Origin of the sequence: Enterobacter sp. JBIWA003, from assembly GCF_019968825.1 — a bacterium.
In the GTDB taxonomy this organism is placed as follows: domain Bacteria; phylum Pseudomonadota; class Gammaproteobacteria; order Enterobacterales; family Enterobacteriaceae; genus Enterobacter; species Enterobacter quasiroggenkampii.
Genome location: NZ_CP074170.1, coordinates 182,321 through 195,831, shown reverse-complemented (window position 1 = coordinate 195,831; position 13,511 = coordinate 182,321). Strand labels below are relative to the sequence as shown.

Sequence of the window (13,511 nt, the reverse complement as noted above, 5' to 3'; positions counted from 1 at the left end):
TTCAATCACATGGGTCGTGAAGCCGCTTAGGTTATCAGTCAGACCTCTGTTTTACGCCAGCGCACTCAGCGCTGGCGTATTGCTGTGCGCCGCATCCGCCCACGCGGATGACCGCGACCAGCTGAAATCCATTCAGGCCGATATCGCCGCCAAAGAGCGTGCGGTACGCCAGCAGCAGCAGCAGCGCGCCGCCCTGCTCGCCCAGCTTAAGCAGCAGGAAGAGGCCATCTCCGCTGCCACGCGTAAACTCCGTGAAACGCAAAACACCCTTGCCCAGCTGAATAAGCAGATCGACGAGATGAACGCGTCGATTGCCAAACTCGAGCGCCAGCGCGATGCGCAGGAGCGCAATCTTGCGGCACAGCTTGATGCCGCATTCCGCCAGGGTGAACATACCGGACTCCAGCTGATCCTCAGCGGCGAAGAGAGCCAGCGCGGCCAGCGCCTGCAGGCCTACTTTGGCTATCTGAACCAGGCGCGTCAGGAGACGATCGCGCAGTTGAAGCAGACGCGCGAAGAGGTCTCCACGCAAAAAGCCGAACTGGAAGAGAAGCAGAGCCAGCAGCAGACGCTGCTCTACGATCAGCAGGCCCAGCAGGCGAAGCTCGAGCAGGCGCGCAACGAGCGTAAGAAAACCCTGGCCGGTCTCGAGTCTTCGATTCAGGAAGGGCAGAGCCAGCTGAGCGAAATGCGCGCCAACGAATCCAAACTGCGTAACAGCATCGCCCGTGCGGAAGCCGCGGCGAAAGCGCGCGCCGAAAAAGAGGCTCGCGAGGCGCAGGCCGTTCGCGACAAGCAGCAGGAAGCCTCCCGCAAAGGCACCACCTACAAGCCAAGCGAAAGTGAACGTTCCCTGATGTCGCGTACCGGCGGCCTGGGCTCACCTCGCGGTCAGGCTTTCTGGCCCGTTCGCGGTTCAATTCTGCATCGCTATGGCGAACAGCTGCAGGGTGAGCTACGTTGGAAAGGGATCGTTATCGGTGCGTCTGAAGGTAGCGAAGTGAAAGCGATTGCCGATGGTCGCGTGATTCTGGCCGACTGGCTGCAGGGTTACGGACTGGTGGTGGTGGTCGAACACGGTAAAGGTGATATGAGCCTTTACGGCTACAACCAGAGCGCGCTGGTCAGCGTCGGCACGCAGGTGCGCGCGGGCCAACCCATCGCCCTTGTGGGCAGCAGTGGCGGTCAGGGCCGCCCGTCACTCTATTTCGAAATTCGTCGTCAGGGTCAGGCGGTCAATCCACAGCCGTGGTTGGGAAGATAAGTTTTGCTTCAATTTCGTCGAATCGTTTTCTCCGTCGTCAGCACGCTGGCGCTGGCTGCACCGGTATACGCAGGTAAGCTCGCTATCGTGATTGATGACTTTGGTTATCGTCCACACTATGAAAATCAGGTGCTGGCGATGCCGTCAGCCATCTCCGTCGCCGTCCTGCCGAATGCCCCCCACGCCCGTGAGATGGCGACCAAAGCCCACAGCAGCGGGCATCAGGTTCTGATTCACCTGCCCATGGCCCCGCTCAGCAAGCAGCCGCTGGAAAAAGATACCCTGCGCCCGGATATGAGCAGCGAGGAGATCGAGCGCATCATCCGCGACGCCTACAACAAGGTGCCGTATGCCGTAGGGCTGAACAACCATATGGGCAGCGCGATGACCTCCAGCCTGTACGGGATGCTAAAAGTGATGCAGGCGCTGGAGCGTTACAACCTCTACTTCCTCGACAGCATGACCATCGGTAATAGCCAGGCAATGCGCGCCGCTCAGGGGACGGGCGTCAAGGTCATTAAGCGCAAGGTGTTCCTGGATGACACCCAGAACGAAGCCGATATTCGTATGCAGTTCAATCGCGCGGTACAGCTGGCCCGCCGCAATGGTTCGGCCATTGCCATCGGTCACCCGCACCCGTCGACCGTCCGCGTCCTGCAGCAAATGCTGCCGACCTTACCTTCCGATATCACGCTGGTGCGCCCGAGCGATCTGCTTAACGAGCCGCAGGTGGATACCTCTACGCCGAATTCTGCGCAGCCCGTCCCGACGGCACCGCGTAATCCGTTCCGCGGCGTGAAGCGCTGCGTACCGAAGCAGCCGCTAGAACCGGTCTACGCGACCCGCTTCTTCTCTGTCATCGGAGACAGCATCAGTAACAGTACGCTGGTGAAATACGTCCAGCAGCAGTGGCAGGGATGGGGTAAGAAAGCCTGACCGCCTGACGTTTATTTCGCAATCTGAGAGTCCGTCTGCTCATTCGCAACGGGCTCTTTTTTCTCCTGATGCTGATACCAGGATTTGAAATACTTCAAAAAGCTGTAGGCTGTGGCATACAGTCCCGTCACGACCCCAACCTTGCCCTGACGCCAGGCTCCGCTGAACAGATACCATTTGAAGAACGCCCCGATGGCGCTGATGATGCCGCGTCCGATCGAAGGACGAGCTGGCTGGTACTTCACCAGCCGGGTGGTGTAGCTGTTGAGCTTGTTGAACACTTCATGAAGGTTATAAAACGTGTCGTGACGCACCCGCCCCGGCATTTTCATGGCGACAATATTGCCTTCAACTTTGTCATCCACGGGTCGTTGGTTGAAGCGAGCCTGGGTACGATTGAACAGCCGCACCGGGAAATCAGGGGAGGAAACAGGGTAGATTGTACGCACCTCTTCACCCAGCACGTGCCAGTACCGGGCGATACGCCAGGCGCGATCGGCGGAAGGTTCATCCCCGGCTTTCAGGGTCAGAATAAAGTCGACAGTCTCCGCGTCCAGAATCTCGTCGCTATCCATGCAAAGCACCCAGTCATTGCTCGCCAGATCGATCGCATGGTTCATCTGCACGCCATGCATAGCATAGGGGTGATGATGAAGGGAGAGCCCGTACTCGCGGCAAATAGAAAGAGTGGCATCCGTACTGCCGGAATCCAGAACGACAATTTCATCTGCCACCGTCAGCAGCGGAGGAATCACCTCGCGCAGCAAACGCGCAGAATTACAGGTCAATAAACAAACGGTAAGCTTGAACATAGGCGCTGTAAACTTAAACGGATAATCAACAAACTTTATAAGTGTGCGGGTAAAAAAGCGAAGGAAAAATCGAAATAATCTGATTGCGGATGTAAGAAACGTGAAGAGGTCGTAAAAAAAGCGCCCGAAGGCGCTTTCTCTGTTACTCCCAGCTCAGGATCACTTTCCCTGACTGGCCGGAACGCATCGCGTCAAAGCCCTGCTGGAACTCATCGATGGAGAAACGGTGAGTAATAATCGGGGACAGATCCAGACCTGACTGGATCAGCGCCGCCATCTTGTACCAGGTCTCGAACATCTCGCGGCCGTAGATACCCTTGATGAACAGCCCTTTGAAGATCACTTTGTTCCAGTCGATGGACATATCCGACGGCGGGATACCCAGCATCGCGATACGGCCACCGTGGTTCATGGTGTCGAGCATGGTGCGGAACGCCGGCGGCGCGCCGGACATCTCCAGACCCACGTCGAAGCCCTCGGTCATGCCCAGCTCTTCCATCACGTCGGTCAGGCTCTCTTTCGAGACATCCACCGCGCGGGTGACGCCCATTTTGCGCGCCAGCGACAGGCGGTATTCGTTCACGTCGGTGATCACAACGTTGCGTGCACCCACGTGCTTCGCCACGGCCGCCGCCATGATGCCGATTGGGCCCGCACCGGAGACCAGCACGTCCTCACCCACCAGATCGAAGGAGAGCGCCGTGTGTACCGCGTTACCAAACGGGTCGAAGATGGAGGCCAGATCGTCAGAGATATTGTCCGGGATTTTGAAGGCGTTAAAGGCCGGGATCACCAGATATTCCGCGAAGCAGCCCGGACGGTTTACGCCCACGCCGATGGTATTACGGCACAGGTGCGTACGCCCGCCGCGGCAGTTACGGCAGTGGCCGCAGGTAATATGGCCTTCACCGGAAACGCGGTCGCCAATTTTGAAGCCTTTCACTTCCTGGCCGATACCCACCACTTCACCGACATATTCGTGACCGACAACCATCGGTACAGGAATGGTTTTCTGCGACCACTGGTCCCAGTTGTAGATGTGAACGTCAGTACCGCAGATAGCTGTTTTACGAATTTTGATCAGCAGATCGTTATGACCGACTTCCGGTTCCGGCACGTCGGTCATCCAAATCCCTTCTTCCGCTTTCAGTTTGGATAACGCTTTCATCATACGTCCTCAGGCAATGACGCCCAGCTGTTTACCGATGCGGGTAAAGGCTTCCACCGCACGTTCAATTTGTTCAGGCGTATGCGCCGCAGACATCTGGGTGCGGATACGCGCCTGACCTTTTGGTACCACCGGGAAGAAGAACCCGGTGACATAAATCCCTTCTTTCTGCAGTTCGCGGGCAAATTGCTGCGCCACGACCGCATCGCCCAGCATCACCGGAATGATCGCATGATCGGCACCGGCCAGGGTGAACCCTGCTGCGCTCATTTTTTCACGGAACAGACGGGCGTTAGACCACAGACGGTCGCGCAGCCCGGCACCGGACTCCACCATCTCCAGCACTTTGATAGAGGCGGCAACAATCGCCGGCGCCAGGGAGTTGGAGAACAGATACGGACGGGAGCGCTGACGCAGCCACTCAACCACCTCTTTGCGCGCAGCGGTATAGCCGCCGGATGCGCCGCCGAGCGCTTTGCCCAGCGTACCGGTGATGATGTCCACGCGGCCCATGACGTCGCAGTATTCATGGGAGCCCCGGCCGTTTTCGCCGACAAAGCCCACTGCGTGAGAGTCATCAACCATCACCAGCGCGTCATATTTATCTGCCAGGTCACATACACCCTTCAGATTGGCGATCACGCCGTCCATGGAGAACACGCCGTCGGTGGCGATCAGCACATGGCGAGCGCCCGCTTCACGAGCCTCTTTCAGGCGCGCTTCCAGCTCAACCATGTCGTTGTTGGCGTAGCGGAAACGCTTCGCTTTGCACAGGCGCACGCCGTCAATGATGGACGCATGGTTCAGGGCGTCGGAGATAATGGCATCTTCTGCGCCGAGCAGGGTCTCGAACAGGCCGCCGTTGGCGTCAAAGCAGGAGGAGTACAGAATCGCATCTTCCATTCCGAGGAAGGTTGCCAGCTTTTGCTCAAGCTGCTTGTGGCTGTCCTGGGTTCCGCAGATAAAGCGTACGGAGGCCATGCCGAAGCCGTGGGTATCCATGCCGTTTTTGGCAGCGGCAATCAGCTCAGGGTGATTCGCAAGACCTAAGTAGTTGTTCGCACAAAAGTTGATCACATGGCTGCCGTCGGCAACGGTGATGTCCGCCTGCTGGGCAGACGTGATAATACGCTCTTCCTTGAACAACCCTTCCGCACGTGCGGTCTCGAGGTCGCTGTTTAACTGTTTGTAAAAATCACCACGCATTGCAATTCTCCAGACTCGGCAAATTTCGGGACATATTACCCAAACCTATAGTTCATGACGAGATGACACGTCATCTCTTGTCGTTTTTGCAGCATAAATCACGTGTACCCTTGCGCTATGTCGGTGAATGGCTGAAGGGCAGCCATACTAATGATATGATAGAAACATTAGCGTCCGGGATTGTCCCCGGGCTCCACACTTCAAAGGTTACAGTTATGATCATCGTTACCGGCGGCGCAGGCTTTATCGGCAGCAATATTGTTAAGGCTCTCAATGACAAAGGCATCACCGACATCCTGGTGGTTGACAATCTGAAAGACGGCACCAAGTTCGTTAACCTGGTGGATCTGAACATCGCTGACTACATGGATAAAGAAGACTTCCTTATCCAGATTATGGCAGGTGAAGAGTTCGGCGAGATCGAAGCCATCTTCCACGAAGGTGCCTGCTCGTCCACTACCGAGTGGGACGGCAAGTACATGATGGACAATAACTATCAGTACTCCAAAGAGATCCTGCATTACTGCCTGGAGCGTGAAATTCCGTTCCTGTATGCCTCTTCTGCTGCCACCTACGGCGGGCGCACCTCGGACTTCATCGAGTCCCGCGAATATGAGCAGCCGCTGAACGTCTACGGTTACTCCAAGTTCCTGTTCGATGAGTACGTGCGTCAGGTACTGCCAGAAGCGAACTCGCAGATCGTCGGTTTCCGCTACTTCAACGTCTACGGACCGCGCGAAGGCCACAAAGGCAGCATGGCGAGCGTGGCGTTCCACCTGAACACCCAGTTGAATAACGGTGAAAGTCCAAAACTGTTCGAAGGCAGTGACGGCTTTAAGCGTGACTTCGTCTACGTGGGTGACGTGGCCGCCGTAAACCTGTGGTTCTGGGAAAACGGCGTGTCCGGCATCTTCAACCTCGGTACCGGCCGCGCAGAGTCCTTCCAGGCGGTGGCTGACGCCACGCTGGCGTACCATAAAAAAGGCAGCATCGAGTACATTCCGTTCCCTGATAAGCTGAAAGGCCGTTACCAGGCGTTCACGCAGGCCGATCTGACTAACCTGCGCGCCGCAGGTTATGACAAGCCGTTCAAGACCGTTGCCGAAGGCGTAACGGAATATATGGCCTGGCTGAACCGCGACGCGTAAGTATGAGAATTCTGGTGATCGGCCCGTCATGGGTGGGCGACATGATGATGTCGCAAAGTCTCTATCGCACGCTCAAGGCGCGTTATCCCCAGGCGATAATCGACGTGATGGCACCCGCGTGGTGCCGTCCGCTGTTATCGCGTATGCCGGAAGTGAATGAAGCGATCCCGATGCCGCTCGGCCACGGGGCGCTGGAGATTGGCGAGCGCCGCAAGCTCGGCCATAGCCTGCGCGAAAAGCGGTACGATCGTGCGTATGTCCTGCCCAACTCCTTTAAATCCGCGCTGGTACCCTTCTTTGCGGGCATCCCGCATCGCACCGGCTGGCGCGGCGAAATGCGCTACGGTCTGCTGAACGATGCGCGGGTGCTGGATAAAGCGGCCTGGCCATTAATGGTGGAGCGCTACGTGGCGCTGGCCTATGACAAAGGCGTGATGCGCAGTGCGAAAGACCTGCCTCAGCCGCTGCTCTGGCCCCAGCTTCAGGTTAACGACGGTGAAAAATCCCAGACCTGCAGCGCGTTTGGCCTTTCGTCTGAACGCCCGATGATTGGCTTCTGCCCTGGTGCCGAGTTCGGTCCGGCAAAACGCTGGCCGCACTACCACTATGCGGAGCTGGCGAAACAGCTGATCGACGAAGGCTACCAGATTGTCCTGTTCGGTTCGGCAAAAGACCACGAGGCGGGCAACGAAATTCTCGCCACACTCAGTAATGAACAGCAGGCCTGGTGCCGCAACCTGGCGGGAGAAACGCAGCTTGAACAGGCCGTCATTCTGATTGCCGCCTGTCACGCTGTGGTCACCAACGATTCAGGCCTGATGCACGTCGCCGCTGCGCTCAACCGCCCGCTGGTGGCGCTGTATGGCCCAAGCAGCCCGGACTTCACGCCTCCGCTGTCACACAAGGCGCGCGTTATCCGTCTCATTACCGGCTATCACAAGGTGCGCAAAGGCGATGCGGCAGAAGGTTACCATCAGAGCCTGATCGACATTACGCCAGCGCGCGTGCTCGAAGAACTCAACGCACTGCTGTTGAGCGAAGAAGGATAACGAATGCGGGTATTGATCGTTAAAACTTCTTCGATGGGTGATGTTCTGCATACGCTGCCGTCGCTGACGGACGCCATGCGGGCCATCCCCGGCATTCGTTTTGACTGGGTGGTGGAAGAAGGCTTCGCGCAGATCCCCACCTGGCATGAAGCGGTTGACCGCGTGATCCCGGTGGCGATTCGCCGCTGGCGGAAAGCGTGGTTCTCCGCGCCGATTAAAGCCGAACGCAAAGCCTTCCGCGAGGCGGTGCGGGAACAGCATTACGACGCCATCATTGACGCGCAGGGGCTGGTCAAAAGCGCCGCGCTGGTAACGCGTCTGGCACACGGCGTAAAGCACGGGATGGACTGGCACAGCGCCCGCGAACCGCTGGCGAGCCTGTTTTATAACCGTCGCCACCACATCGCAAAGCAACAGCACGCGGTGGAACGTACCCGAGAGCTGTTTGCCAAAAGCCTGGGCTATGCGCAACCGGAAACCCAGGGCGACTATGCGATTTCCCGGCATTTCCTGCACACCTCATCGCAGAAAAGCGATCCTTATCTGATTTTCCTTCACGCAACAACCCGCGATGACAAGCACTGGCCGGAAGCGCACTGGCGCGAACTGATCGGCCTGCTGGCAAGCGCGGGGCTGCGTATCAAACTCCCGTGGGGCGCACCGCACGAAGAGGCACGGGCCAAACGACTGGCAGAAGGATTTGATTACGTGGACGTTCTGCCGCGCATGAAACTTGACGGCGTCGCTCAGGCGCTGGCAGACGCTACGGCTGTAGTCTCCGTGGATACGGGCCTCAGCCACCTGACGGCGGCGCTGGACCGTCCTAACATCACGCTTTACGGCCCAACGGACCCGGGCCTGATCGGCGGCTATGGAAAAAATCAGTATATCTGCCGCCCGGAACACTCATCGCAGTTGAGCGATCTCAGCGCCGCTGCGGTATTTGCGCAATTAGAGCCTTTGCTGGCAGCAGAGAGAGCCTATGTCTGATTTTTTCTCAGCGGAGCGCCCGCCAAAGCGCGTGCTGATTATTAAGCTGCGTCACCACGGTGACGTTCTGCTTACCTCGCCGGTGTTTACCGTGCTGAAAAAGAACTGGCCGAACGTGGAAGTCGATGCGCTGGTTTATGACGATACCCAGGCGATGCTGACCAGCCATCCGCATATCGACCAGGTGCATACTATTGGGCGCAACTGGCGCAAGAAGGGCTGGTTTGAACAATTTCGCCTCTACCGCGCCCTGCTGAATACCCTGAAAGGCCGTCAGTATGACGTGCTGATTAATCTGACCGAACACTGGCACGGCGCGCGTCTGGCGCGTCGCCTGAAACCGCGCGTCTCCGTCGGCTTTAAGCCGGATAAACGCGGGGGCCTGGCACGTCGTCGCTGGGTGAAATCGTTCACCACGCTCTACCCGGCCATTCAGGACAACAGCCGCCATATGGTGGAAGTCAATCTGGATGCCCTGCGCCGAATCGGTATTCATCCGCAGTCCGACGAAGACAAGCATACGCTTTTTGTGCCTGGTGACGCGGCAGAAGCCTCTGTGGCCGAAAAACTGGCCGGGTTTGGGCTCACGAGTAAATCCTACATTCTGGTTCACCCGACCTCGCGCTGGATGTTTAAGGCCTGGGATATCAAAAAACTGGCAGCGACCATTGATAACCTGGCGGCGCGCGGCCTGCCGATCGTCCTTTCCGCCGCACCGTCAAAAGAAGAGAAGGCCTACATGGATGAGTTGCGCGCAGCCCTCACCCAGCCGGTCTTTGATTTAAGCGGTCAGCTGAACCTGAAAGAGCTGGGTGCGCTGATGAAGCACGCCCGGGTGTACTTTGGCGTGGATTCCATGCCGATGCACCTTGCAAGCGCCGTCGGTACGCCGACCGTTGCTATCTTTGGCCCTACCGGCGCCATCAAATGGGCGCCGTGGGGGGTAAATTATCGTGTGATTGTGGCCGGGTTTACCTGCCAGCCGTGCGGCAAAGCGGGCTGCGGAGACAGCGGTGTCTCAGATTGCATTACGGCCATTACCCCACAGCAGGTGCTGAGCGCAATCGATACGATGCTTCTGGAAACGGAAACCCCTGCATGAAACTGGCCATTGTTCGACAGACCTACAACCCCAACGGTGGCGCAGAGCGTTTTGTCTCACGTGCGCTGAACGTGCTGGCGCAGGATACCTCCCTTGATGTCACGCTGATTGCTCGCCAGTGGGAGGATGCCGCAGGCTGGAAAACGTTGACGGTCAATCCGCCGTTTCGCAATCGCATCGCGCGTGAATCTGGTTTTGCCGTCGAAGCCGCCGCGCATTTTGCGCAGTTTGATATTGTGCAAAGCCACGAACGCATACCGGGTGCCACCATCTTCCGGGCGGGCGACGGTGTTCACGCCACCTGGCTTGAGCAATATGGTCGTATTCTGTCGCCACTGGCGCGTTGGGCGCAGTCTCTGAGCCGTTATCACCGCTACATTCTGCAGGCCGAAGCGCAGATGTTTACCCATCCGCAGCTGCGCAAGGTGATCTGTAATTCGAAGATGGTTCGCGATGATATCGCCCGTCGCTTCGGACTGTCGGAAGACAAGCTGACGGTGATCTACAACGGCGTAGACACCGTTCAGTTTAGTCCTGAGGTCCGCGCCCTTTCGCAGCGTGATGCGCTGGGTATTCCCCGTAACGCACCGGTACTGGCGTATGTTGGGTCAGGCTTCAGCCGCAAAGGCGTCGCTACGGCGCTGCGCGCTATTGTGGCGCATCCTGACGTCTGGCTGCTGATTGCCGGCCGCGATAAACATGCGCGGAAGTTCGAAAAGCTGGCGCAGGCGCTGGGAATTTCCTCTCGAGTGAAGTTCCTGGGCCCCGTAGCCAACGTGCGTGAAGTGTATGGCACGGCTGATGCCCTTATCCTGCCGACGCTCTACGATCCCTTCCCGAACGTCTGCGTGGAAGCCCTGGCCTGTGGTTTGCCACTGCTCACCAGCCACGGTTGTGGCGCGGCGGAGTGGATAACCGAGGGTCAAAACGGCTGGGTACGCGATGCGCTGGACAGCGAAGGTTACCAGCAGGCCATCTCGCTGTGGCTAAAAGGCCGTGAACAGGGTGTCGATTACGCCGCTGCCGCGCGTGCGACTGCGGAACCTTTCACCCTGGACAGAATGGCCCGAGAGCTACAAACGCTTTATCGCGATTTGCTGCGCTGAGTGGCATCGGAGAAGACCTTCTCCATCGCATCCAGCATACATTCGCGGGTAAAGTGCGTGCTCAGGTAGTCATACCCCTGTTGCGCGAGCGTCTCGCGAAGGGCTGAGTCGGCATAGAGTTTCATTATGGCATCGCGCAGTGCGTTTTCGTCGCGCTGGGCGACCAACAATCCCGTCTGCCCGTTAATCACCGCATCTCCCGTTCCACCGGCATCCGTCGCAATAGTTGCAATACGGGTGGCTAACGATTGCAGTACGCCCTGCGGCACACCTTCCATGTCATGCGAAGGACTCAGCGCAATATCAAAGGCCGGAAACCAGCGTTCCGGATCGGGTTGATGTCCCGCCATGACCACGCGCTGCTGTAACCCCAGGGCGGCGATTTCCTGTTCCAGCGTCGCCTTGTGCGGGCCTTCGCCAACAATCGCCAGCTTGATGTGTGGATTGTCGATTTTCGCCAGGGCGCGCAGCAGTACGCTATGGCCTTTGTTCGGGCGCAAATGCGATACCACGCCCAGCCAGAAATCTTCCTCAGACAGGCCACAATGCGCGCGGGCTTCGTGCTTATCTCCCGGGTGAAAGCGTTGCGTATCGACCCCGCTTGGCACCGACGTACTCTGGGACATCGGCACGCCAATATTTGCGACCTGATGGCGCAGCGCCTCCCCGGTAGTCACGATGTGCGCGCAGGCGGTGCGGAACAGCCAGCGTGTCGTCCAGTTGTTACGCGGAACGCCGGACGCATGACGGGTTCTCACCAGTGGTACGGGGTTGGAGAGCGTCAGATTCGCCAGCGCCACCAGCCAGGTATCGGCAGAGTTATGGCTATTGATGACGTCAATCGACTGACGGTTATCCTTCAGCCAGCGACGCAGCAGCTGCAGGTTTTTAAGGTTCTTACGCTTCAACGGCATCGTGACCACCGTCAGACCGGCATTGCGTGCCAGCGCGTGAAGCGGCGCAGTTTCCGGACAAAGGAGAGTCACCTGATGGCCACGCTGAATCATCCCAAGCGATTCGTTGATAATGCGCAGAGGCTGCCCGCCTTTGCCGCCGTCTGCTTCAGTGTGAACAATGTGCATATATTTCCTGTCGTTTAGCTGAAACCGCTGTCCAGGCTGCCGATTATATACGTGGGTATTACGATAATGCACAGGCGGATTAATCTTGCTTACAAACAATGTCCTTCTGTAGTTATGGCTTCTGTGGTAATTTTCTCAGGCTTTTATTCCACTCAAAATCAGTGGAATCTGCGTATGGCATTGTTAACTAACCGGTATTAACGCCGAGATCCTTTACCAGTACCAAAATTATGACAAATACTCGTAACATCCTGACAGGTCTTTTAGTACTGTCTGTACTGGCTTTATGTTTTATCTGGCCAATCCCAAACGATCAGCTACCTTTTCATCGTAATGGACTGATTTATCCTAATATTGTGGTGGCGCTCGGTCTTTTCTTTAGCTCCTCAGTGGCGAGAAAAGCGCTGGACTTAAACAAAATTAAGTTCGTGCTTATTGTGCTCTGGGCATTAACCTTCTTTATCCTGATTAACGGCTTTTTTGTCGCGCCAGATATTAAAGAAATGGTATCGACCTGGGATGGTCAGTGGTTACGTCCGGTATTGCTTTTCTGTGCGGGTCTGGTGTTATTACCGGTGATTCAGGAGCGCTTCCCCTCTTTATCGGCAGCCCGTTTCTTTACTCTCGTCGTCCTTTTTTTCTGGGGCGTCGTCTGTATCCATCTCCTTGATACCGCTTGGCTTTACTGGCGAGACGGCGTAATCCACTGGGGCGAAACGCGGATTGTTTATAACCGCACGCGCATGAGCTTCCAGATCAATATGATCACCGGTTTCCTGCTCGCTGAACTGCTTGCACGCGGCCTGCTTCATCAGCGTTTCTTACGCCTGAAGACACCGTTCCTCGCCTTTATGCTGCTGTGTAACCTTGTCTGCACGGCGTTAGTCGATACCCGCTGGGGAACGATCGGCCTGGTTGGCAGCCTGTTCTCCACCTTCATTCTGCTCAGCCTGCACAGCATGCGTCGCAGCCGGGTGTTGCTCACAGGCGGCATTCTTTTGGGCATTACTATCGCTTCTGCGCTTCTGGGCTATGCCTCCTGGAAAACCGATCCGCGCTGGCAAAGTCTGGAAGATGATGCCGTAACCGGCTGGAACGCGCCTTTCACCAGTTTTTGCTATAACAAAACCAACGGAACAGTACCGACTAACGATCTCGGTCGTCCAATGAACCACTCCAACGGCTGTCGCGCGAGTTTCTTCCATCAGGGCTGGAAACTGGTGGGTGAACATCCTGCAGGAATGGGACCTCGCAAAGAGGCCTTCCGTTATGTGCTGCGTCGCGACACGCAGGACAATCGCATTGATATTCCACACAGCCACTACGGCCTGATTGAGTTTGGTATCCAGAACGGGGTTGTGGGCATTGCAGGCTGGCTGATTCTGCTGGCAGGCTGCTGGTACATCGGCTGGCGCGAGTTCCGCCATGGCAATATGATGGCAGGCATGTTCTTGCTGCTGTTTACGGTTGGTTTCTTCTCCCGAACCATGGTTGACCATAATCTGAAAGATCACTACCTGGAACAATATATGATGTTAACCGGGTTGCTTGTGGGAATGTGCGCGTTACGACCCGCTAAACGGACAGAAACAACCTCCTGATCGCGTATATTGCGCCGATGATAACAGGCATCGGCGCAACGTTACCC

Annotated in this window: 12 protein-coding genes; 8 read left to right on the top strand and 4 right to left on the bottom strand. The window is 57.1% G+C overall.

All coding sequences use genetic code 11. The annotated features are described in order from the left end of the window. Nucleotides 1–4 precede the first annotated feature (4 nt). On the top strand, nucleotides 5–1,264 hold the full coding sequence (gene envC, locus KGP25_RS00980; protein ID WP_025910576.1) for a murein hydrolase activator EnvC: 1,260 nt from the start codon (nucleotides 5–7) through the stop codon (nucleotides 1,262–1,264). Nucleotides 1,265–1,267: 3 nt separating this feature from the next. Beyond that, nucleotides 1,268–2,200, top strand: coding sequence for a divergent polysaccharide deacetylase family protein (locus tag KGP25_RS00975; protein WP_196346914.1), 933 nt, complete (start codon nucleotides 1,268–1,270; stop codon nucleotides 2,198–2,200). A gap of 11 nt (nucleotides 2,201–2,211) precedes the next feature. Here KGP25_RS00975 and KGP25_RS00970 read toward each other — a convergent pair whose 3' ends face one another. The 3 genes from KGP25_RS00970 to kbl all read right to left on the bottom strand — a co-directional run bounded on the left by KGP25_RS00970 (nucleotide 2,212) and on the right by kbl (nucleotide 5,386). Continuing rightward, on the bottom strand, nucleotides 2,212–3,012 hold the full coding sequence (locus KGP25_RS00970) for a glycosyltransferase family 2 protein (RefSeq protein WP_196346915.1): 801 nt from the start codon (nucleotides 3,010–3,012) through the stop codon (nucleotides 2,212–2,214). Nucleotides 3,013–3,154: 142 nt separating this feature from the next. Continuing rightward, nucleotides 3,155–4,180, bottom strand: coding sequence for an L-threonine 3-dehydrogenase (gene tdh / locus KGP25_RS00965; RefSeq protein ID WP_024906616.1), 1,026 nt, complete (start codon nucleotides 4,178–4,180; stop codon nucleotides 3,155–3,157). A gap of 9 nt (nucleotides 4,181–4,189) precedes the next feature. After that, nucleotides 4,190–5,386 carry a glycine C-acetyltransferase gene (kbl, locus tag KGP25_RS00960; protein WP_048028122.1) on the bottom strand — a complete coding sequence of 399 codons (1,197 nt, stop codon included), beginning with the start codon at nucleotides 5,384–5,386 and terminating at the stop codon, nucleotides 4,190–4,192. Nucleotides 5,387–5,601: 215 nt separating this feature from the next. Here kbl and rfaD point away from each other — a divergent pair, with 215 nt between their 5' ends. The 5 genes from rfaD to KGP25_RS00935 are packed head-to-tail and all read left to right on the top strand — an operon-like array spanning nucleotide 5,602 to nucleotide 10,781. Further along, a complete protein-coding gene (gene rfaD / locus KGP25_RS00955; RefSeq protein ID WP_008502707.1) occupies nucleotides 5,602–6,534 on the top strand; it encodes an ADP-glyceromanno-heptose 6-epimerase in 933 nt (310 codons plus the stop codon). Between the two features lie 2 nt (nucleotides 6,535–6,536). Then, nucleotides 6,537–7,583, top strand: a complete 1,047-nt coding sequence (rfaF, locus tag KGP25_RS00950; RefSeq protein ID WP_045907906.1) for an ADP-heptose--LPS heptosyltransferase RfaF — start codon at nucleotides 6,537–6,539, stop codon at nucleotides 7,581–7,583. 3 nt (nucleotides 7,584–7,586) lie between these two features. Further along, on the top strand, nucleotides 7,587–8,573 hold the full coding sequence (gene rfaC / locus KGP25_RS00945) for a lipopolysaccharide heptosyltransferase RfaC (protein WP_223539831.1): 987 nt from the start codon (nucleotides 7,587–7,589) through the stop codon (nucleotides 8,571–8,573). After that, nucleotides 8,566–9,675: a putative lipopolysaccharide heptosyltransferase III gene (rfaQ, locus tag KGP25_RS00940; protein ID WP_023618272.1), complete on the top strand. Its 1,110-nt coding sequence runs from the start codon at nucleotides 8,566–8,568 to the stop codon at nucleotides 9,673–9,675. Before rfaC ends, rfaQ begins: the two co-directional genes overlap by 8 nt. Beyond that, nucleotides 9,672–10,781 (top strand): glycosyltransferase family 4 protein, encoded by a 1,110-nt coding sequence (locus tag KGP25_RS00935; RefSeq protein ID WP_063622804.1) that lies wholly within the window; start codon nucleotides 9,672–9,674, stop codon nucleotides 10,779–10,781. Before rfaQ ends, KGP25_RS00935 begins: the two co-directional genes overlap by 4 nt. On the opposite strand, the gene KGP25_RS00930 is transcribed toward KGP25_RS00935, so the two are convergent. Further along, complete coding sequence (locus KGP25_RS00930) at nucleotides 10,760–11,863, bottom strand: glycosyltransferase family 4 protein (RefSeq protein ID WP_223539830.1); 1,104 nt, start codon at nucleotides 11,861–11,863, stop codon at nucleotides 10,760–10,762. The two genes, KGP25_RS00935 and KGP25_RS00930, sit on opposite strands and share 22 nt — an antisense overlap. Before the next feature lie 230 nt (nucleotides 11,864–12,093). On the opposite strand from KGP25_RS00930, the gene KGP25_RS00925 reads away from it, so the two are divergent. Further along, a complete protein-coding gene (locus KGP25_RS00925; RefSeq protein ID WP_223539829.1) occupies nucleotides 12,094–13,464 on the top strand; it encodes an O-antigen ligase family protein in 1,371 nt (456 codons plus the stop codon). Nucleotides 13,465–13,511 lie beyond the last annotated feature (47 nt).

Bases quoted from the DNA above. Each gene is read 5' to 3' on its own strand.
- rfaD (WP_008502707.1), top strand. From the start codon at position 5,602: ATGATCATCGTTACCGGCGGCGCAGGCTTTATCGGCAGCAATATTGTT.
- tdh (WP_024906616.1), bottom strand. From the start codon at position 4,180: ATGAAAGCGTTATCCAAACTGAAAGCGGAAGAAGGGATTTGGATGACC.
- KGP25_RS00935 (WP_063622804.1), top strand. From the start codon at position 9,672: ATGAAACTGGCCATTGTTCGACAGACCTACAACCCCAACGGTGGCGCA.
- KGP25_RS00925 (WP_223539829.1), top strand. From the start codon at position 12,094: ATGACAAATACTCGTAACATCCTGACAGGTCTTTTAGTACTGTCTGTA.
- rfaQ (WP_023618272.1), top strand. From the start codon at position 8,566: ATGTCTGATTTTTTCTCAGCGGAGCGCCCGCCAAAGCGCGTGCTGATT.
- rfaC (WP_223539831.1), top strand. From the start codon at position 7,587: ATGCGGGTATTGATCGTTAAAACTTCTTCGATGGGTGATGTTCTGCAT.
- KGP25_RS00930 (WP_223539830.1), bottom strand. From the start codon at position 11,863: ATGCACATTGTTCACACTGAAGCAGACGGCGGCAAAGGCGGGCAGCCT.
- rfaF (WP_045907906.1), top strand. From the start codon at position 6,537: ATGAGAATTCTGGTGATCGGCCCGTCATGGGTGGGCGACATGATGATG.
- KGP25_RS00970 (WP_196346915.1), bottom strand. From the start codon at position 3,012: ATGTTCAAGCTTACCGTTTGTTTATTGACCTGTAATTCTGCGCGTTTG.
- kbl (WP_048028122.1), bottom strand. From the start codon at position 5,386: ATGCGTGGTGATTTTTACAAACAGTTAAACAGCGACCTCGAGACCGCA.